This is a genomic window from Nonomuraea fuscirosea, from assembly GCF_035917475.1.
GTDB classification, from domain to species: Bacteria; Actinomycetota; Actinomycetes; order Streptosporangiales; family Streptosporangiaceae; genus Nonomuraea; species Nonomuraea fuscirosea.
The window spans coordinates 10806707-10825828 of record NZ_CP109074.1; the positions used below are offsets into that span (position 1 = coordinate 10806707).

19 protein-coding genes are annotated in these 19122 nt (G+C 71.4%); 10 read left to right on the forward strand and 9 right to left on the reverse strand.

Features of this window, described 5'->3' with window-relative positions; genetic code table 11:
* Positions 1-26: 26 nt before the first annotated feature.
* On the reverse strand, positions 27-1358 hold the full coding sequence (locus OIE67_RS49770; RefSeq protein ID WP_326633821.1) for a hypothetical protein: 1332 nt from the start codon (positions 1356-1358) through the stop codon (positions 27-29).
* 225 nt (positions 1359-1583) lie between these two features.
* On the opposite strand from OIE67_RS49770, the gene OIE67_RS49775 reads away from it, so the two are divergent.
* Complete coding sequence (locus OIE67_RS49775; protein ID WP_106241274.1) at positions 1584-1841, forward strand: hypothetical protein; 258 nt, start codon at positions 1584-1586, stop codon at positions 1839-1841.
* Between the two features lie 41 nt (positions 1842-1882).
* Here OIE67_RS49775 and OIE67_RS49780 read toward each other — a convergent pair whose 3' ends face one another.
* Both OIE67_RS49780 and OIE67_RS49785 read right to left on the reverse strand, forming a co-directional pair.
* Positions 1883-2530 carry a response regulator gene (locus OIE67_RS49780; RefSeq protein ID WP_106241276.1) on the reverse strand — a complete coding sequence of 216 codons (648 nt, stop codon included), beginning with the start codon at positions 2528-2530 and terminating at the stop codon, positions 1883-1885.
* Positions 2521-3789, reverse strand: a complete 1269-nt coding sequence (locus OIE67_RS49785; RefSeq protein ID WP_326633827.1) for a sensor histidine kinase — start codon at positions 3787-3789, stop codon at positions 2521-2523. Before OIE67_RS49785 ends, OIE67_RS49780 begins: the two co-directional genes overlap by 10 nt.
* Before the next feature lie 166 nt (positions 3790-3955).
* On the opposite strand from OIE67_RS49785, the gene OIE67_RS49790 reads away from it, so the two are divergent.
* From OIE67_RS49790 to OIE67_RS49800, 3 genes are all read left to right on the forward strand, one after another.
* Entirely contained in the window at positions 3956-4180 is a 225-nt protein-coding gene (locus OIE67_RS49790) for a hypothetical protein (protein WP_326633829.1), read from the forward strand.
* Between the two features lie 72 nt (positions 4181-4252).
* Positions 4253-5425 carry a 4-hydroxybenzoate 3-monooxygenase gene (locus OIE67_RS49795; RefSeq protein ID WP_326633831.1) on the forward strand — a complete coding sequence of 391 codons (1173 nt, stop codon included), beginning with the start codon at positions 4253-4255 and terminating at the stop codon, positions 5423-5425.
* A 43-nt stretch (positions 5426-5468) separates the two neighbouring features.
* Positions 5469-5810, forward strand: coding sequence for a chorismate mutase (locus OIE67_RS49800; RefSeq protein ID WP_326633833.1), 342 nt, complete (start codon positions 5469-5471; stop codon positions 5808-5810).
* A gap of 208 nt (positions 5811-6018) precedes the next feature.
* Here the strand turns inward: OIE67_RS49800 and OIE67_RS49805 are convergent, their stop codons facing one another.
* The 5 genes from OIE67_RS49805 to OIE67_RS49825 all read right to left on the reverse strand — a co-directional run bounded on the left by OIE67_RS49805 (position 6019) and on the right by OIE67_RS49825 (position 10293).
* Positions 6019-6807 carry a MauE/DoxX family redox-associated membrane protein gene (locus OIE67_RS49805; RefSeq protein ID WP_326633835.1) on the reverse strand — a complete coding sequence of 263 codons (789 nt, stop codon included), beginning with the start codon at positions 6805-6807 and terminating at the stop codon, positions 6019-6021.
* Between the two features lie 10 nt (positions 6808-6817).
* The gene (locus OIE67_RS49810; protein WP_106241288.1) at positions 6818-7426 is read right to left on the reverse strand and encodes a cell wall protein; all 609 of its coding nucleotides are present in this window, start codon (positions 7424-7426) and stop codon (positions 6818-6820) included.
* Positions 7427-7439: 13 nt separating this feature from the next.
* Positions 7440-7889: an RlpA-like double-psi beta-barrel domain-containing protein gene (locus OIE67_RS49815; RefSeq protein ID WP_106241291.1), complete on the reverse strand. Its 450-nt coding sequence runs from the start codon at positions 7887-7889 to the stop codon at positions 7440-7442.
* Positions 7890-7995: 106 nt separating this feature from the next.
* Entirely contained in the window at positions 7996-9240 is a 1245-nt protein-coding gene (locus tag OIE67_RS49820; protein WP_326633838.1) for a M20/M25/M40 family metallo-hydrolase, read from the reverse strand.
* A gap of 63 nt (positions 9241-9303) precedes the next feature.
* On the reverse strand, positions 9304-10293 hold the full coding sequence (locus tag OIE67_RS49825; protein ID WP_326633840.1) for a trypsin-like serine peptidase: 990 nt from the start codon (positions 10291-10293) through the stop codon (positions 9304-9306).
* 311 nt (positions 10294-10604) lie between these two features.
* Between OIE67_RS49825 and OIE67_RS49830 the strand changes: the two genes are divergently transcribed.
* Positions 10605-11261 carry a hypothetical protein gene (locus OIE67_RS49830; RefSeq protein WP_106241298.1) on the forward strand — a complete coding sequence of 219 codons (657 nt, stop codon included), beginning with the start codon at positions 10605-10607 and terminating at the stop codon, positions 11259-11261.
* Positions 11262-11637: 376 nt separating this feature from the next.
* On the opposite strand, the gene OIE67_RS49835 is transcribed toward OIE67_RS49830, so the two are convergent.
* Entirely contained in the window at positions 11638-12885 is a 1248-nt protein-coding gene (locus tag OIE67_RS49835; protein WP_326633844.1) for a serine hydrolase domain-containing protein, read from the reverse strand.
* A gap of 207 nt (positions 12886-13092) precedes the next feature.
* Between OIE67_RS49835 and OIE67_RS49840 the strand changes: the two genes are divergently transcribed.
* The 5 genes from OIE67_RS49840 to OIE67_RS49860 all read left to right on the forward strand — a co-directional run bounded on the left by OIE67_RS49840 (position 13093) and on the right by OIE67_RS49860 (position 19117).
* On the forward strand, positions 13093-14265 hold the full coding sequence (locus OIE67_RS49840; RefSeq protein ID WP_326633846.1) for a sensor histidine kinase: 1173 nt from the start codon (positions 13093-13095) through the stop codon (positions 14263-14265).
* On the forward strand, positions 14262-14927 hold the full coding sequence (locus OIE67_RS49845) for a response regulator transcription factor (RefSeq protein ID WP_326633848.1): 666 nt from the start codon (positions 14262-14264) through the stop codon (positions 14925-14927). Before OIE67_RS49840 ends, OIE67_RS49845 begins: the two co-directional genes overlap by 4 nt.
* A 208-nt stretch (positions 14928-15135) precedes the next feature.
* Positions 15136-15432: a hypothetical protein gene (locus OIE67_RS49850; RefSeq protein ID WP_326633850.1), complete on the forward strand. Its 297-nt coding sequence runs from the start codon at positions 15136-15138 to the stop codon at positions 15430-15432.
* A 140-nt stretch (positions 15433-15572) separates the two neighbouring features.
* Positions 15573-16808: a S1C family serine protease gene (locus OIE67_RS49855; protein ID WP_326633852.1), complete on the forward strand. Its 1236-nt coding sequence runs from the start codon at positions 15573-15575 to the stop codon at positions 16806-16808.
* A 197-nt stretch (positions 16809-17005) separates the two neighbouring features.
* Positions 17006-19117 (forward strand): PQQ-dependent sugar dehydrogenase, encoded by a 2112-nt coding sequence (locus OIE67_RS49860; protein WP_326633854.1) that lies wholly within the window; start codon positions 17006-17008, stop codon positions 19115-19117.
* Positions 19118-19122: the final 5 nt, after the last annotated feature.

A 19122-nucleotide genomic window follows, 5' to 3' on the forward strand; every position in this document is an offset into this window, starting at 1 on the left:
GCGAGCCGGCACTCTCCTTCGCCGCTCTACCAGCCGGCCAGCTGCTCCAGGAACCACTCGATCAGCGGCGCGGACACCGCGCTGTGCTCCGTGTCGGTCGTGTCGCAGCAGAACGCGTCCAGCTGCGTCTCGTCCTTGGGTAGGTCGCTGAGGTCCAGGTGCAGGTCGGACTGCCACTGGTACGGGTCCCTGGCCAGGGCGACCGCGCTGACCGCCGGGACGAAGCAGCTGCTGCGGAAGCGCGGCTCGATCGTCAGCCCCATCGCGTCGGCGAGCCGGCCCCACGCGTCGAGCGTGCCACCGGGCGCTCCGTCGAACGCCGGGACGTGCGAGGTGGCGCTCGTCCACACCGGGGCGCCGAAGCGCACGGTGCCGATGTTCTGCAGCTCACCCATGTCCGGCTGGAAGCGGGCGACGAGCTGCAGCGCGTCGAGGTTCAGGTCGAAGACCGGGGTGCCGGCGGGCAGGCCGTTGCCGACGCCGTGCCCGGTGCCGTTGGCCATGCCCAGCTTGTACGGGCGCATCGGGAACCAGCCCACCCTGCGCAGATCCTCGATCCACTCCTGGCGCAGCGCGTTGTCCGTCACCGGGCCCGAGTAGTCGGCGTTCTGGACCCAGCCCCAGAGCTGCTGCTGCGCGGCGGGGCTGCGGATCAGCTCGGCCTGGCCGGGCCCGTCGGAGCGCGGGTCGAGCGCCTCGTGCAGGTAGGCCAGCTGCTGGAGCACCAGCGGGATCCAGGCGCCGAGGTGCGGGCTGTCGTAGGAGAAGTACTTCTCCGTCTGGTGGTCGATGCGCTCGTTCTCCATGCGGGCCAGCGCGTACCTGGTGATCAGGCCGCCCATGCTGACGCCGCCCACGACGAGCTGGTCGTCGCCCCAGCGTTCGTCGATGGCGCGCTGCACGGCGGTGACCGCGACGGCGGCGTTGGCCTGGATGGCGATGTGCCGCTGGTCGAAGCCCAGCAGGATGACGTCGATGCCCAGCGTGCTGAGCTGGTCGAGGAAGCCGGGCTTGCCGGGCGCGTACGGCTTGTTGAAGTGCCGCCACAGCTCGTCGAGGTCGCTCGGCCCGTAGTTGAAGCCGTCGGCCAGGATCAGCGGCCTGGTCAGCGCGTCGTGCCCCTCGGCCAGGTGCACGGCGGCGCGGCCGGTGGCCAGGCGGCCGTGGTGCGGGCTGTCGCCGACCAGCTCCCAGACCTGCTCGGGCGGGCGGGCCTGACCGGAGCGCTCCGGCGGGGCGGCGAACCAGACGCCCTGGTGGCCGAGCGCCTCGGCGATCCGCTCGACCTGTTCGGCGGACAGGCTGCTCTCGATCCCGTGGGCTCTGGTCTCGACATCGATTCTCGGTTCCTGCGGCATTTCGATCCTCTCGCTTGCGGAGGGGCCACCTGGGGCCACTGAGCTCACCATACGGTCACTCTCCGTGATTGGCCGCGGACGACACGTGATGCCGCATTAGGGTGTTTTCGCAGGTCAAGCGGGTGTACGGCGGCCCATGACGGCCAGGCCCGACAGGGACGGGGTTCCTGCTCCCCGCACGGGGGTAGGCGGCTGCGTGGAGGGGCCGACCGGGGAGGAGTCTCGATGTCTTCCATGTCCTTGATCGACAAAGAGTGCGTCCGTCAGCTGCTCGAATCGGGCCATCCCGACGCCACGCTGGTGTTCGTCCGCGGTGACTGCGTGGTGCTGCCCGCATCGGACGTGGACGAGGCGCACAGGGGCCTGGTCATCGCGCGGCGTGACGAGGTGATCGCCCAGTTGCCGGCGGGCGAGCCGACGGAGGACGAGCTCGACCGGCTGGCCATCCGGCTCGACAACGTCGTCCGCGACCTGGGCGCCTGAGAACGGGGGCGTCCGCGGATCGGGTGGGTGGCGGCGGGTGGTCAGGCGCTTTCGAGGTACTGCAGCACGGCCGCCACCCGCCGGTCCGTCCCGTCGGTCGGGGCCAGGTCGAGCTTGGCGAAGATGCTGCGGATGTGCTTGTGCACGGCGCCGTCGGTGACGAACAGCCGCTCGGCGATGGCCGCGTTGCCGAGCCCCTCCGCCATCAGGGCGAGCACGTCGCGCTCGCGCGGGCTCAGCCGTTCCAGCCGGTTGTCCGGGCGGCTGCGGGTCAGCAGTTGCGCGACCACCTCGGGGTCGATGGCGGTGCCGCCGTCGGCCACCCGGTGCAGCGCCGTCAGGAACTCCCCGACCCGGCCGACCCGCTCCTTGAGCAGGTAGCCGAGGCGGGAGCTGCCGTGGGAGAGCAGATCCGTGGCGAACGCCTGCTCGACGTACGCCGACAGCACGAGCACGGCGAGCCCCGGCAGTCGCCGCCTGGCCTCGACGGCGGCCACGATGCCCTCGTCGGTGTGGGTCGGCGGCATGCGTACGTCCACGATGGCGACGTCCGGCTTGTGCGTGTCCACGGCTTCGAGGAACCCGGCGGCGTCGGGGGCGGTGGCCACCACGTCGAGCCCTTCCGCGCGCAGCAGCAGCGCGAGCCCTTCGCGCAGCAGGGCGTCGTCCTCGGCGATCACTATCCGCATGGAAGGCTCACATTCATGGTGGTCGGCCCGCCCGTGGGGCTGGTCAGCGTGAAGGTGCCGTCAAGCGCCTCGGTACGGCGGCGGATCCCGGCCAGCCCGGACCCGCCGTCCTCCACGGCTCCGCCGCGGCCGTCGTCCACGATCTGGATGCGCAGCCGGTCGTCGGTCCGTCGCACGGTCACGGTGGCGCGCCGGGCCTTGCTGTGCTTGGCGATGTTGGTGAGGGCCTCGGCCACCACGAAGTAGGCGGTGGCCTCGACGGAGACCGGGCAGCGCCCCGGCACGTCGGCGTCGACCTCGCACGGCACGGGGCTGGCCGCGGCCAGGCCGCTCAGCGCGTCGGCCAGGCTGCGATCGGCCAGCACCGGGGGCAGGATGCTGCGCACGACCGCGCGCAACTCGGCCAGCGCCTGCTCGGCGGCGTCCTGGGCCCGTTCGAGCACGGCGTCGGCCGTGGACGGGTCACGTGCCAGCGCGCGGCGGGCCGCGCCCAGCAGCACGTTGACCGCCACGATCCGGTTCTGGGTGCCGTCGTGCAGGGACCGTTCGATCCGGCGCAGCTCGGCGGCGTGCGCGTCCAGCGCGGCGGCACGGGTGGCGGTCAGCTGGGCCACCCGCAGGGCCAGGTCGGTGCCGGGATCGGCGGCCAGCAGCCGGCGGCCGGGCCACGCCTGCAGCCGGGCCATGCCCGGGATGAGGGCCAGGGCGAGCCCGAGCCAGAACAGGCTCATCGGGCTCACCAGGAGTGCGCTCGGCAGGTCGTCGGCCGGCCAGATCTCCAGGATGGCGCCGGCCCGGTCCTCCGGGCCGAGCAGCGGCCAGTAGAGCGGGAACACCAGGTCGAGCGCCGCACGGAACGGCAGCGTCAGCCCGATCGCGCCCAGCAGCAGCCCCACCGTGGCGTGCCAGGCCAGCCAGAGCAGCTCGCGGCCGGTGGCGGGCTGCCTGATGGCCGTCCGCCAGTCGGCGGGCACCGGATCCGGGTTGATGATCTCCGGGCCCCAGCGGGACAGCCGGGCCCGCTCCCTGTTGGCGACCGTACGCAGGCCGCGCAGGGAGGTCGGCACCAGGCGCAGGCCCACGCCCGTCAGGCAGAAGGGCAGGACGGCGGCCAGCCCGATCAGCGCGATGAGGGCCAGGGCGCTGGTGCCCATGCCGCCCACGAGGTGTTCCAGCCCGTCGAGGGTGGTGCGGGCGCGGGCGAACACGTCCCACGAACGGGCCCGCCGCTGCCCGGTCGCCGGGTCCTGGGCCTGCATCCGCACCTCCTTCGTCCGCTCAGACCCTAGGACAAGAGGTGCTGCATCGGGCAATCGCCGGCCGAAAAGTACAGCTGGCTGTACCTCCGACTGTCCCGCTGCTGGGATCGTCGCGGCTCGCGCCGCTCCGTAGCGTTCTCGGCATGACAAACCGACCAAGGAGGGCATGATGACCGAGCACGGCACCGAGACCCGTCCCGCCGGCGCCCTCGCCCGCGTGCGCCGCCCCGTTCTCTGGCTGCTGCTGGCCGTCTTCGCGGTCTGCAACGCGGTGTCGTCCATCGCGGACGTCAACGTGTTCATCGGGGTCGGGTTCGGCCTGGCCACCCTGGGGTGCGCGGCGGCGCTGATCGCCCAGCACTACGAGACCCGCAGGGGCGGGCGGAACTGAGGACTTGCGGATCGGCCGATCCTGGTGTCGGATGCCGGACGACAAGTACCGATTTCGCCGGAGGGGCCGAGCATGCCGGAGCGCACCGAGGTCGTCGTCATCGGAGCCGGCCCGGCCGGCCTGACCCTGGCCAACCTGCTGCGGCAGGCGGGCGTCGCGTGCGTGGTGCTGGAGCGGCAGAGCCGTTCCCACGTGGAACGGCGCCAGCGCGCCGGCGTGCTCGATCACGCGGCGACGCGCGTCTTCGAGGACTGGGGCCTGGCCGAGAGCCTGCTGGCGGGCACGCACCGGGACTCCACGATGGAGATCAGGGTGGACGGCGAGCCGCGCTTCCTCGACGTGGTCGCGCTGGCCGACGGCAGATCGGGCCGGATCGTCCCGCAGCAGGTCCTCGTCGGCCGGCTCATCGCGGCCTTCGAGGCGGGCGGGGGAGACCTGCGCTTCGACGCCGCCGAGGTGAGCCCGCGCGGGGTCGAGGGTGACGCCCCCGTCGTCTCCTACCGGGATCAGGACGGCACCGTACGCGAGATCGCCTGCTCGTACGTGGCCGGCTGCGACGGCCACCACGGCGTCAGCCGGGCGAGCGTCCCCGAGCAGGCGCTGACGACGTACACCTACGACCACGGCATCGGCTGGTTCACGGTGATGGCCGACGTGCCGCCGCCGCGGCACCCGATGTTCGCGATCCACTCGGCGGGCTTCGCCGCCCACTTCCCGAGGGGGCCGCACGCCAGCCGTTTCTACCTGGAGTGCGCGCCCGGCGACGCGCTCGACGGCTGGGACGACGCCCGGATCTGGGCCCAGTTACGGCTGCGCCTCGGCGACCCGCGGCTGCCCGAGGGGCCGATCACGGAGAAGGCCGTGGTGGACATGCGCAGCTTCGTCGTCGACCCCATGCGGTACGGGCGCCTCTTCCTGGCCGGGGACGCGGCCCACATCATCACCCCGATGGGCGGCAAGGGCATGAACCTGGCCATCGCCGACGCGGACGTGCTGGCCCACGCGCTGCGGGCGGTGCTGCGCGAGGGGGACGACGGGCCGCTGGAGGCGTACTCGGCCACGTGTCTCAAACGGGTGTGGAACCACCAGGAGTTCTCGCGCTGGCTGACCGAGATGACCCACGAATCCGGTGACGCGACGCTGGCGGGGCCGTTCCGGCGGGAGCTGGCCAGGGCGCGGCTGGAGCGGCTGTTCAGCTCGGGGGCCGCGGCTCGGGCCTTCGCCGACCTGATGGCCGGCGGGTAACATTTCCCCTTCTAGGGTCATGTTGCACTATGTGGGGATATTTGTGGATAAAACCTCTCAAGATCTGCCTGATCAGGAAATCTACATCCGCAAGGAACTGCAGCGGCTGCGCGACAGCATCGACAACCTCGACGCCGCGCTCGTCCATCTGCTGGCCGAACGCTTCAAGTGCACGCAGGAGGTGGGCCGGCTCAAGGCCGAGTACCGGCTTCCTCCGGCGGACCCCGACCGGGAGGCGGCCCAGATCCGCCGCCTGCGCGCCCTGGCCGAGGAGTCGAAGCTCGACCCCGTCTTCGCCGAGCGCTTCCTGAACTTCATCATCGCCGAGGTCGTCCGGCACCACGAACTGATCGCCAGCAACCACGCCGCGGCCCGCGACAACTGACCCGCGACACGGGGCCCGCTCCCCGAGCGCCCAGGGGTCCTGAGCGTCCCCAGGCCCCGGGCTTCAGACGCGGACCACGGCTCAGACGCTGGCCTCGGCTCAGACGCGGACCACGGCTCAGACGCTGGCCTCGGCTCAGACGCGGACCACGGCTCAGACGCTGGCCTCGGCTCAGACGCGGACCACGGCTCAGGCGCCGGCCCCGGCCTCAGGCGTTCACCAGGGCGACCTTGACCGCGCGCGGGTCGTCGCCGACGAGGGGGACGGCGAAGACGGCCGTGCGGTCGCGGGCGCCGTACACGACGAAGCGCAACCCGTCCTCGTCCCATGTGTCGCGCACGTCCGAGGTGAGCTGGGCCGAGGCCGAGCAGTAGGCCGGGCTGCGGCGCAGCAGGTGCAGCGACGCCTCCAGCGGAACGCTCCCCGTGGGCGCGAGCGCGAGCGGCCGGCGCAGGCGGACCAGGAGGCGGCGCAGCGGGACGAGCCAGTAGCGGTCCAGCTCCGACGACAGAGCCAGCAGGGCCGCGATCTCCGCCAGGACCACGACCGCCGGCAGGCCGGCGGGCAACGTGACGGCCGGGAGCAGGCTGGGCGAGGCCGCGAGCAGCACGGTGACCAGCGCGGCGACCAGCAGCAGTCCGGCGCGGGCGAAGGACCGCGCGTCCACGGGCTTGGCATGAGTGCCCAGGCAGCCGCACGACGCGGTGGGCGCGGCCACGTGGGCGTAGGCGAGATAGGCGAGGAACCCGGCCGACAGCAGCACGGCGGCGACCCCGTCGAAGAGGTGAGTGGGTGGCAGCAGCAGGGCGGTGGCCACGGCGACTTCGGCCAGGCCGACGAGCCGCAGGACCGGGACCGCGCGCGCCGGGCCGGTGAGCCGGGCCAGAGCGGTCTGGCCGGCCTGTGCCCCCATCCGCCGGCTGAGCAGCTTCATCAGACCCGCCCAGAGCAGGAAGAAAGCGATCACGTACGGCTGCGACGCGGCGATCCCGTTCACGAACTGCCTCCTAGTGCGGGGAGAAGACCGTTGCGATGTCCACTTCGTTCGTGTCCGGCCGCCAGGCGCCCAGGATCTGCACGTGCTGGCTCACTTTCAGCATCGACAGGTCCTCGGTGGGCGGCGACTCGGAGTGGATGGCCACCGACTTGCCGGCGACGACGTGACACAGCACTTCGTGGCCGTTGTGGTCGAGGTGGAGGGTCTGTCCGGTGATGTTCTTGATGTGACCCTTGATGTTGACGATGTTGAGCCACACCGACTCGGCGGCCAGCATTCCGTCCGGCATGCGCACACCCCTGGCGTACAGGCCGTCGCCCGGCTTGGCCTGGTCGAACGCGACGGGTCCGAGCTTCCACAGGCTCGTGCCGTCCACCACCCTGATGGTGTGGAAGACCAGGTTCGAGCCCAGGACGAGCAGCGTGTTCTCCTTGATCGAGCGGATCCGGCCCTCGGCGAAGTCGGGGTCGGGCGCGCCCGGCTCGACCTTCTGCGCGGGCGCGGGCGCGGTGGCGGCGAACGCCGCCTCGGGCCCGAGTGAGCCCATCGCGGTGGCGGCGACGACGCTCGCGCCTCCGCCGAGCACGGCGGACCTGAGCACATCTCTTCTGCTGCGCATCTGCCCCGCCTCCTCAGGCCGTCGAGATCTCGGCCGGACGCAGGCCGGAGGAGAGGCTGGCGATCTGGCTGTAGGCGGCGGGGGTGAGGTCGATCAGCCGGTTGCTGGCGCAGGTCGCGCCGCAGCAACTGCGCTCGCCGCAGAACAGGTCCGTCTGCGGGCCGCAGTCGGCGATGGCGGTGACGACGCTGGACCCGCTGCACAGGGCCGTGATCCGGTGCCGGAACCCGCAGGTACGGCGGGACAGGCCGACGCCGCAGCTGTCGGGGCGGGTGATGGCCCAGCAGGCGTCGGAGGTGTTGGGCCAGGCGTGCTGGAGGTTGCCGGAGTTGCAGGTGCCGCAGGCTCCCTTTCCGGTGCTGCTGCATGGGCCCCATGCGGTGCCGCAGCAGAACCAGGAGACCTCTCCTTGGACGGGGCCGAGTAAGTCGGCGGGCGGGTCGGGGGCGGTGCTTCGCGCCATGGCGCGTCCTCCTTGGGTGAGCTCTGGACGATCTCAGCGAGGGGTGTGAAGCTTTCCGACTCGATCTACAACTACCATGTAAGGATTTTTCGTCAATGCCCGATTTTCAGGCGCAGAACTCGGTGATCGTCGCGGCCAGCACGTCCGTGACCAGTTCGACGGAGGCGATCTCGGCCCACTCCGTGTCGGCGTGCGCGCCGCCGCCGTCCACCCCGAAGAGCAGGCACGGGATCCCGGCGCGGGCCAGCAGGGCGCAGTCGGTCCAGAACGGCTCGGCGCGGATCACCGGCGGCCGGCCGAGCGCCCGCTCCACCTGCCGCAGCAGCACCCGGGCGATAGGGGATTCCTGATCGGCCTCGAACGGGTCGCGGTGCAGTCCGCCGCGCAGCTCGTAACGGAAACCGGGGACGGTGGCGGCCAGCCGGTCGAGGATCGCGGCCAGTTCGGCCCGTACGGTCTCGGCGCTCTCACCGGGAACGGTACGCCGCTCGACGGTGATCCGGCACCTGGCCGGATATGTCGAAGGGCCCTCCCCGCCCTCGATCAGCGAGGCGTGCACGGTGCCGGGCCCCAGCAGCCGGTGCCCGCCCGAGGCGGCCAGGCGCAGGCCCAGCTCCTCCAGCGCGACGAGGAAGTGACCGGCCTTGGCGATCGCGTCCACGCCCAGATCGGGGCGCGAGCCGTGGGCGGCCAGGCCCAGGACGTCGATCTCGAACCAGGCGAACCCCTTGTGCGCGAGCGTCACCTCCAGCAGGCTCGGCTCGGTCACGATCGCCGCGTCCGCGGTGAAGCTCTCCAGCACCTCCTCGGTGCCGGAGCTGGCGTGCTCCTCGTCGGCCACGCAGGCCACGATGACGTCACCGCGCAGGGGGCCGGCGGCGGTGGCGCGGGCGGCGGCGGCCATCATCGCGGCCACGCCGCTTTTCATGTCGAACGCGCCGCGGCCGTGGATCCGGCCGTCCTCGACGCGTGGGGTGAGCGGGTCGCCGTCGTACGTGCCGTACGCGACCGTGTCCAGATGGCCGTTGAGCATCAGCGACCGCCCGCCGCCGGTGCCGCGCGCCACGGCGACCAGGGACGGGCGGCCGGGCCGTCGTTCGAGACGGTGCAGCTCGAAGCCGCGCTCGCCCAGCCACTGCGCGCAGAGGTCGGCCACCGCCGACTCGCCGGCGCCGCCGGGTGAAAGGTCGGGATTGACCGAGTCGACGGCGATGAGGCGTTCGAGCAGCGGCATCGGATCGCCGGAGGGCGGTCCTGCGGGTGACCCGGTGGGGGGTGTGGCGGGTGGTCCTGGGGGTGGGCCGGTGGGCGGTACGTCGGGTGGCACGACGGGCGGCACGACGGGCGGCATGGCGGGCCTCCTGGGGGATCCAGGCCCATCATGCCGCACCGCTTCCCGGCGGCCCCGCGCAGCTCAGGTGGCCTGCGAGTTCTGCGCCGTCTGGTAGACGGCCATCGCCTCGTTCCCGAAGAACGGGCCGAACATGAAGTTCGGGGCGAAGTTGTAGGTGAAGCTGTTGAGCGAGTTCAGCCAGCCGAGCCCGGTGGCCGGGTCGAAGCCCTGGAACCACGGCCCGCCGCTGGATCCGCCCGTCATGTTGCAGCGCAGCCCCTGGTCGTTGGTGGAGACGGTGTCGTTGAACGCGCGCCCGCTGCAGTAGATCAGCTCGGAGCCGTCGAACGGATCGGCCGCCGGATAGCCGAAGGCGAAGTTCTGCCGCTGCCTGGGCTGGTTGAACGCCACCCCCTGCCCGCCCACGACGTCGGTCAGCGTGCGGCCGTTCAGCGGCGCGACCACCACCGCGGCCACGTCGAAGTTGATGTCCTCGCGCGCGTTCCACTGCGGCGTGGTGAACATCTCGCTGGCCACCCAGGTGCCGAACGGGCGCCGGCCGTCGTCGAAGGCCGGGACGAACGCCCAGTTGCGGTGCGCCGCGCCGTTCAGCTTCACACAGTGTCCCGCCGTGATCACGACGCTCTCGTTCGCGCTGGTCACGGCCGAGCCCGAGCAGGAGGAGTTGCGGCCGTCGGCGGTGGTGAAGAAGACCCGGCCGGTGGTGCGCACGACGGCGCCGCCGTCGGTCCACTGCAGGCCGGGGCTGTTGGCCACCGCGGCCTGCAGCCTGCCGTTGCTGTTGCCCGTGGTGCCGCGGGTGGCCCACGGTCTGCCCTGGGACGGTGTGCGGGTCCGGACGCCACGCCGGGGCGCGGGCGCCTCCAGCGGTTGCGCGGCGACCATGCGACGCGGGGTCCAGTACTGCGAGACGGACCTGCGCTCCGACCAGGAATCCGTGGCCGACCAGGTGACGGGCCTGCTGGGGTCGGCCTTGGCGGCGCCCGCGGGGACGAGGGAGCCCGCCAGGGCGAGCACGAAAGTGGAGAGCAGGGCGACTCTGCGGTGCATACGTACCTCCTGAAACGCGGAATCTGCCGTAGGGAGGTACGTACGGCGCGATCCATCCGCCTCAACGCATGCACATTTAGATATGGCGACATACCTGTACGAAAGCAGTCGCGCACAGAGGGTGAGTTCCGGTTCGCCGCCCGGGTCCTGTTCTTTCTTTGCCGAATAGGCGTCGATTGTTGACGCTTTTTGGCCACTCTTTTCCCGGTACGGGAAATTCGACTACGGCGTGGCGTTGTCACCTCGCTCGCGGCAACTGTAAGCATCGTACCGGTCTGGCGACTATAGGTCGCATGCGGAAAGGAACGGTAATGTTCACCCCACTGAGCGAAATGGCGAAGCCCGCCCTGCGCGGTCTCCTCGCGGCGACTCTGGCGGTCACCATGGCACCGGCGGCGAGCGCCGACTCCAAGGACGACGACCACCACCACCGCACCAGTGACAGAGGCTTCGTCGATCACCACGATGACGACGACGACGGGGGAAGGAACTGCAGGCCACGCACCTTCTTCCGGATCCACCAGATGTCGCCGCGGAACTTCTACCTGCCCCGCACCCGCTACATCGACGGCCCCGGCGGCTCCATGACGGTGTCGGTCACCCGTGAGGCGGAAATCACCGCCTTCCTCGAGACGGAAAACGAGAAGGGCAAGGACTTCTCCAAGACCATCGACACGAAAACCGTCGTCGACCATTTGCGCCGGCTCGGGCTGCCGCACCTGGAAGAGCGTCACATGGTCTTCTCCGGCCATGAATACACCAAGGAAATCAGCGACGGCATGTACGGCAACATGTGGTACCGGGTCTTCGGTTACCGCGTCGGCTGGTCGGCCTGGTCGGTGCTCGGCACCTGTGAGCGCAACAAGGTCGCGGCGGGCATCGCCAGCGTGCCGTCCCGCGTCGAGGGCTGGCGCTACTGGGAGACCAAGCACCCGATGTTCAAGCGCCGCAAGCTGTCCGTCAAGTAGGGGGAGAGGCTGAGGCGCAGGTCAGCGGGGATAGCTGGTGGGTTTCCGGGTAGAGCGTGACTCAGTCCGGTAGTGACCGGACGCGCAGCCGTCCGGTGCGCCGAACCTCACGGACTTCATGAGGGGGAACACCATGGCCATCCAGCGATATCTGGGTCTCACATCGTTCCGACTTCCCATGCTCCGGTTCCCGGAGCCGCCTCCGGGCGGCGAGAACGAGAGCTTCAGCCGCGCGCGGCGCCGGCGCCGTCGCCGCCGCTGAGCCGACAGCGCTGGAGAGGTGAGGGCGTCCGCCCTCACCTCTGGCTTCTCGGCCGCTGCCGCTCCCGCCGGATGCTTCCGCCATCTCGGTCGGGAGAACGCGGCCGTGTTCTCATCAGGAGAACGCCGCCACCGCGATGCCCAGAGCCCGCTGGTTCTGGCCCGAAGCCTTGGCGTCCGTGGAGTTGACCGAGTAGACGAGCGTCCTTTCCAGGTCGCGCGTCGCGCCGACGCCGGCCGAGTAGCCGTAACGGGCTCCGGTCTTGCCGTACGCGACGAGCCCGCCGGGCAGCACCAACCTCGTCATGCCCGAGGTGTAGACGGTCGGCTGGTCGCACGCGCCGAACATCGTGACGTCCGGCACCGTGAACATCGGCTCCAGCTGGGCCGGCGGCACCACCTTCCCGGAGAACAGCGCCCTGACGAACTTCTCCAGGTCCGCGGCCGTCGAGATCAGGTCGCCCGAGGCCCAGGTCGAGGTGACGCTGGTCTCGGTCATGTTCACCACATACCCGTCGCCGTACGGGACGGCGTCGTCGAAGCCCTCGGGCACGGACTGGTAGCCCTCGTGGTGCGGGCCGCGGACGCGGACCGAGGCGCCGGGCAGGTAGCTGTCCTTCATGCCCACCGGGCGCAGGATCCGGGTGGTGACCTCGCGCTCGTACGACCTGCCCGTGACCCGCTCGATCAGCAGCCCCGCCACGAACGTGTTGGTGTTGAGATAGTGCTGTGCGGTGCCGGGGGCGAACTCGATCGGGTTGCGCACGGCCAGGGCCACGTACTCCTTGGGGGTCCACTTCTTGAACCTGGTCCGGTAGGCGTACTCCAGCGTGCCGGGCACGGCCGGCGCGGGCAGGCCGCTGGTGTGGTTGAGCAGCTGGCCGACGCGCACCTCCGGGTACGAGGCGGGCAGCAGTCCGGGCAGCCGGTCCTGCACCGTGTCGTCGAGCGACAGCCTGCGCTCGGCCACGAGCTGCAGCACCACCGCGGTGGTGAACATCTTGGTCACGCTGCCCGCCCGGAAGCGCGCGCCGGCCGTGGCCTTCCGCTTCGTCGCCAGGTCGGCCACCCCGCGCACCGCCCGCCACGAGCCCTTGCGGCCGCCCACCCGGACGATCGCCGCCGTGGCGTCGGCCGCGGGCAGCCCGGCGATCGACTCACGCAGCGCCGCCTCGTTGATCGGCGGCACCTGCACCGGCGGGTCGGCCGGCGGGGCACTCGGGTGGGCCGGGCCGGCGGTCGGCGCCGGGCATGGCGTCGATGTGGGCGTCGGTGTGGGCGTGGACGTGGGTGTGGCGGCCTGGGCGGGTGCTCCGACGAGCAGGGTGGCGAGGGCGAGGCCGGCGGCAGCGGTCTTCATCATGGTGAACTCCAGGTGCTGTGGGATGCGGCAAGCCTGCTGCGCGCACCCCTCTCCGCGGATCGCCGGTACGAGCCATTCGTGCTCGCCCCCGAGAGGGAGCCGCCGGATCCCTCTCACCGGCGATGCCCTTCCTCCGGCCCGCGAGGAAGATGTCGCACTATGAGCGCTGGATCCGCCTTCCCGGCCGGACGGGCAAAATGGGGCGTTGTGACCGAACCGCGGTATGTCACCCGGCTCCGCGGCTGGGTGGCCACGCTGCCCCCGACGCTGGTGGACGGCGTGCTCGCCGCGCTCGTGCTGGCCGCGCAGCTGTGGCCGTTCGTCAGCGCGGACAACCCGTGGGGCCGCCCGTGGCACTGGTGGGGCTACACCGTGGTGGTCGCCGCCGCCATCCCGCTGATCTGGCGCCGCCGCGCGCCCGTGGCCGTGCTGCTCGGCGTGCTCGTCCCGACCGGCTGCTACGACTTCGTGGACGAGGTGGTGCGCCAGCCCATCTGGTACGGCAGCCTGGTCGCCTTCTACACCGTGGCGGCCCACAGCGCCCGGTGGATCCGCCGGCTCATGTTCGTCGTCACGATCTCCGGCGGCCTGCTCGTCGTCGGCTCGTCCGAGACCGCGTTGCGGGGAATCGTGCTCTTCGTCGCCGCGTACGCCATCGGCCGGGCCGCGGCCGCCTCCCGCGCGCACACCGCCGCGCTGGAGGAGCGCGCCGCTCAGCTCGCCCGCGAACGCGAGGCCGAGGCGGAGCGGGCCGCCGAGCGGGAGCGGGCCAGGATCGCCCGCGACATGCACGACATCCTCGCCCACGCGGTCAGCGTCATGGTGGTCCAGGCCGAGGCCGGGCCCGTCGCGGTGGCCGCCGCCCCCGACCGGGCCGTGGCCGCCTTCGACGCCATCGCCGCCGCCGGGCGCGACGCCATGGACCAGTTGCGCCGCATGCTGAACGTGCTCAAGGAGGAGCAGGGGCCACGCGGGCCGCAGCCGACCATCGCCGCGCTGCCCGCCCTGGCCGAGCAGGTCAGGGCCGCCGGGGTGCGGGTGACCTGCTCCACGTCCGGTGAGCCGGGAGCGCTGTCGCCTGACGCGGAGGTGGCCGCGTACCGGATCGCCCAGGAAGCCCTCACCAACATCGTCAAGCACGCGGGCGCCGCTCGCGCCGCCATCTCCCTCGCCTGGCAGGACCACGCACTCATGATCGACATCACCGACGACGGAGGTTCCGCCGCGAGCGGCCGGGACCAGGAGCTGCCCTCAGGGGGCAACGGCCTGATCGGCATCCGCGAGCGCGCCGCGGCCTGCGGCGGCAGCGCCGTGGCCGGCCCGCGCGAGGACGGGCCCGGCTTCCGGGTGCGCGTCCTGCTCCCGCTGGCGGTGTCATGACGCTCCGCGTGGTCGTGGCCGACGACCAGGAGCTGGTACGCGCCGGGTTCAGCATGATCCTGGACGCCCAGCCGGACATCGAGGTCGTCGCCGAGGCGGGGGACGGCGCGCAGGCCGTCGCCGCCGTCCGCGAGCACCGCCCCGACCTGCTCCTGCTCGACATCCGCATGCCCGTCATGGACGGCATCGAGGCGGCCAGGATCGTGTGCGCGGACGGCGACTGCCGGGTGCTCATGCTGACCACGTTCGACCTGGACGACTACGTCTACGACGCGCTGCGGGCGGGCGCCGCCGGGTTCCTGCTCAAGGACGTGCGCAGGGACGACCTCGTGCACGCCGTACGGGTGGTCGCGGCCGGCGAGTCGCTGCTGGCCCCCTCGGTCACCACGCGACTGATCGCCGACTTCACCTCGCGAGGACCCAGACCCGCCGCGCCGCCCTCGGAGCGGCTGGCCGTGCTGACCGGGCGCGAGCGGGAGACGCTGCGGATGATCGCGCGCGGGCTCTCGAACGCGGAGATCGCGCGGGAGATGGTGGTCAGCGAGCACACGGTCAAGACGCACGTCAGCAACGTGCTGACCAAGCTCGGGCTGCGCGACCGGGTCCAGGCGGTGATCGTCGCATACGAGACGGGGCTGGCGATCCCCGGCGAACCCGCCTGAGCCCTTATGGAGTCGGCGAGCCCGGCTGAGTCGTAGGGTCGGCCGGTCCGGCTGAGATCTTCACCCGTGGACCTGACCTGGTGATCGGGCTAGGGTCGGATCGCTTCGCGAGACCCGCGAACGACCACGCGACCGACGGGAGTGCGCCATCCACGCCGAACCGATCACCCGCCTGCTCCTGGGGCTGTCCGTCCCGCTCGCCCTCCTCGTGGCGGCGCCGCCCGCCCGCGCGGACGTCCCGGTGTGCCTGCCCGAGACCCAGGTGTGCGCGGGCCTCGACGACGGCCGCTTCGCCTTCACGATCCGGCCGCGGCCCACCACGCTCGCGGTGGACGCCACGGTCAACGGCACGCCGGTCACCGGCAGCCTCACGCACTTCACCGGCGACGACTACGTCCAGGGCTGGTACGAGCCCTACCCGCCGCTGGTCCCCGGCGACGTGATGTGCCTGGCGATCACCGCTCCGGAGGTGCCGCCGGGGCCGTACTGCGACACCGCGCCCTAGATTTTTTCCGGCGGTGATGATCGCTCCTGCCAGGGGCGATAAGGCAGGTGTCAGGGCCGCCGCGGCCGGGGGATCGCCTGCTTAGCCGGGATTTACATGGTGTTGGCCAACCTGGTGTCATCGGGACACTAGGAGATGACATGGACGCGAACGAGCCTCGTACCGGTGGCTGGAGCCAGTTCGGCGACAGGCCGCCCACCACCGGAGGGTTCACCCGGCCGACGAGCCCGTTGCCTCCGCCGCCGATGCCGCCGTCGCCCCCGGCGCCACCCAGGACGGGTTTCGTGCTGACCCGCAAGGCGATCGCCGGCCTCGCCCTGGCCGCCGTCGCCGCGATGTCGGTGGCGGCGCTGGGCGGCGGCGCGGTGGGCGCGTCCCTCGCGGGAGGAAACGGCCCGGCGGTGGTGACCGCCACGCCGGCGAACCCGAGCCCGGTGTTCCACACGGCGGCCGATCAGTACACGGTCGCGGAGGTGGCGGCGAAGGTGCAGCCGTCCGTGGTGATGATCCAGGGGCGGACGAGCGAGGGCTCGGGCGTGGTGCTGTCGGAGGACGGCCGGATCCTGACCAACAACCACGTCGTGTCCGGGCAGAACGCCGGCCTGACCGTGAAGTTCAACGACGGGAAGACGGCCAAGGCCACCGTGCTCGGCACCGACCCGGCCACCGACCTGGCCGTGATCAAGGCCGAGGGTGTCTCGGGGCTGGCCAAGGTGGCGCTCGGCGACAGCGACCAGCTCAAGGTGGGTGACGACGTGCTGGCCATCGGCAGTCCCCTGGGCCTGGACGGGACGGTGACCTCGGGCATCGTCAGCGCGCTCGACCGCACCGTGACCTCGGGCAACGCCCCGAACGAGCAGCAGCTCCCGCCCGGCTGGGGCGGCCGGCAGCAGGGCCAGGAGGAGACCACCACGCTCGGCGGCATGATCCAGACCGACGCCGCGATCAATCCCGGCAACTCCGGCGGCGCCCTGGTGAACGCGGCCGGCGAACTGGTCGGCATCAACAGCGCGGTGGCCGCCGACGGCGTCAACCTGGGCTTCGCCATCCCGGTCAACACCGCCAAGCACGTCTCCGAGCAGCTCATCAGCAAGGGGACGGTGAGCCACGTGTACCTCGGCGTGAGCGTCACCGACGCCGCCGGAGACGTGTCCGGCGCGCTCGTCCGCCAGATCACGGCGGGCAGCCCGGCCGAGAAGGCCGGGCTCAAGGAGGGCGACCTGATCACCAGGATCGGCGTGACGCCGGTCCAGGGCGGCGACACGGTCGTCGGCCAGGTCCGCGGCTACAAGGTCGGCCAGCGGGTCGAGATCACCTACCAGCGTGACGGCAAGGAGAGCACCGTGACCGTCACCATGCAGGAGAAGAAGAACTAGACCGAAGGCTCCCGATCGCCCCCTGTCCGCGCCCCGCGGGCAGGGGGCGATCCGCGTTCGCGTCGGCACTTAGTGCGATGAGCCGCGAAAGGTGAGCGATCGGTGGCGATTAGGCCCTCCTCGATCGGCGTAACTCGGGTTACATTCACGTTACTTTGCCCTCTCTTACACACCCGAGTAAACCGAAGGAGAGAGGCATGCGAGTGAGAAGCACGATCGTGGCGTTGACTGCTGCGGCGATCCTCATGCCGCAGGCCGCACTGGCCGCCGGCGCCGGCGCGCCCTCGGGCGCCGCGGCCCCGCCGCCCGACAGTCAGTTCCAGAAGGTGACGCTCAACGACAACCCCGGTGAGCCGATGGACCTGGCGGTGTTACCCGATTCGAGGGTCTTACACACCACCAGACCCGGCGAGGTCTGGTTACACGACCCCAAGACGGGCCTCAACACGCTCGCCGCTCAGCTCGACGTCTACCGGCACGACGAGGAGGGCCTGCAGAGCATCGCGCTCAGCCCCGGCTTCGGCAAGGGCTCCAAGAAGGACGACTGGGTCTACCTCTACTACTCGCCGCCGCTCGACACCCCCGTCGACGACCCGGCCACGCCGAACGTCAACGAGGGCGATGCCCCGTTCACCGGGACACCGCAGGACTTCGCGCCCTTCAAGGGCCTGATCCGGCTGTCCCGGTACCGCTGGAGCGGCAGCACCATCGACCTGCGCACCGAGCAGCGCATCCTCGACGTGCCGGTGGATCGCGGGATCTGCTGCCACGTCGGCGGCGACATCGTCTTCGACGCCGCGGGCAACCTGTACCTGTCCACCGGAGACGACACGAACCCGTTCTTCTCCGACGGCTACACCCCGATCGACGAGCGGGCCGACCGCAACCCGGCGTTCGACGCCCAGCGCAGCGCGGGCAACACCAACGACCTGCGCGGCAAGATCCTGCGCATCAAGGTCCGCGACAACGGCTCCTACGCGATCCCGCACGGCAACCTCTTCCGGCCCGGCACGAAGAACACCCGGCCGGAGATCTACGCGATGGGCCTGCGCAACCCGTTCCGCATCGAGCTCAACCGCCGCACCGGTGACCTGTACGTCGGCGACTACTCGCCCGACCAGCAGCAGGCCAACCCGCAGCGCGGCCCGTCGGGAACCGGCAAGTGGACCACGATCCGCAAGGCGGGCAACTACGGCTGGCCCTACTGCGCGACGGCGCGGCTGCCATACGTGGACTACGACTTCGGCACCGGCGCGTCGGGGGCCACGTTCGACTGCGCGGCCCCGGTCAACGAGTCGCCGCACAACACCGGGCTGCGCCGGCTGCCGCCGGTGACGCAGCCGGACGTCTGGTACTCGTACGGGACGTCGGCCGAGTTCCCCGCCCTGGGCACGGGCGGCATCGGCCCGATGGGCGGGCCCGCGTACGACTACGACCCGGCCGACACCCGCGGCCCCCGCGCCGTGGCCTGGCCGAAGTACTACGACGGCGTCCCGCTGTTCTACGAGTGGACCCGCGACTACGTCAAGGCGATGTTCAACCGTGGTCAGCGGATCGAGAGCGTGCTGCCCTCGATCGTCTTCGACAACCCGATGGACATGGAGTTCGGCCCCGACGGCGCGCTGTACGTGCTGGAGTACGGGGACGGCTACTTCAGCGAGAACCCGGACGCCCAGCTGGCCAGGATCGACTTCACCGGCCACACCGGCAACCGCACGCCGATCCCGGCGGCGCAGGCGTCGGCGACGGGCGGGCTCGCCCCGCTGACCGTCTCCTTCACCAGCACCGGCACCAGCGACCCCGACGGCGACCGGCTCCGCTACGCGTGGGACTTCGACGCCGACGGCAGGGTCGACTCACGCAGCCCCTCGGCGTCGTTCACCTACCGGCAGAACGGCCTCTACCAGGCCACCCTCAGGGTCACCGACGACGCCGGCATGTCGGCCTCCACGTCGGTGCGGATCGTCATCGGCAACGCCGTCCCGGTCGTCGAGCTGGTCAGGCCCGTCGCCGGACAGCCGTTCAGCTTCGGCGACCTGATCGAGTTCGAGGTGCGCGTCACCGACGACCAGCCGGTGAACTGCGCGAACGTGGCCGTGAACTACATCCTCGGCCACGACGACCACGGCCATCCGCAGACCACGGCGCGCGGCTGCACGGGCTCGATCCAGACCACCGTGCCGAGCGGCCACGACCCCGAGAACGACGAGCTGACCGGCGTCTTCGTCGCCACCTACACCGACCCCGGCACCGGCGACCTGCCGGGGCTGACCGGCAGCACCGAGGTCGTGCTCCAGCCCACGAGTTAGGAGAT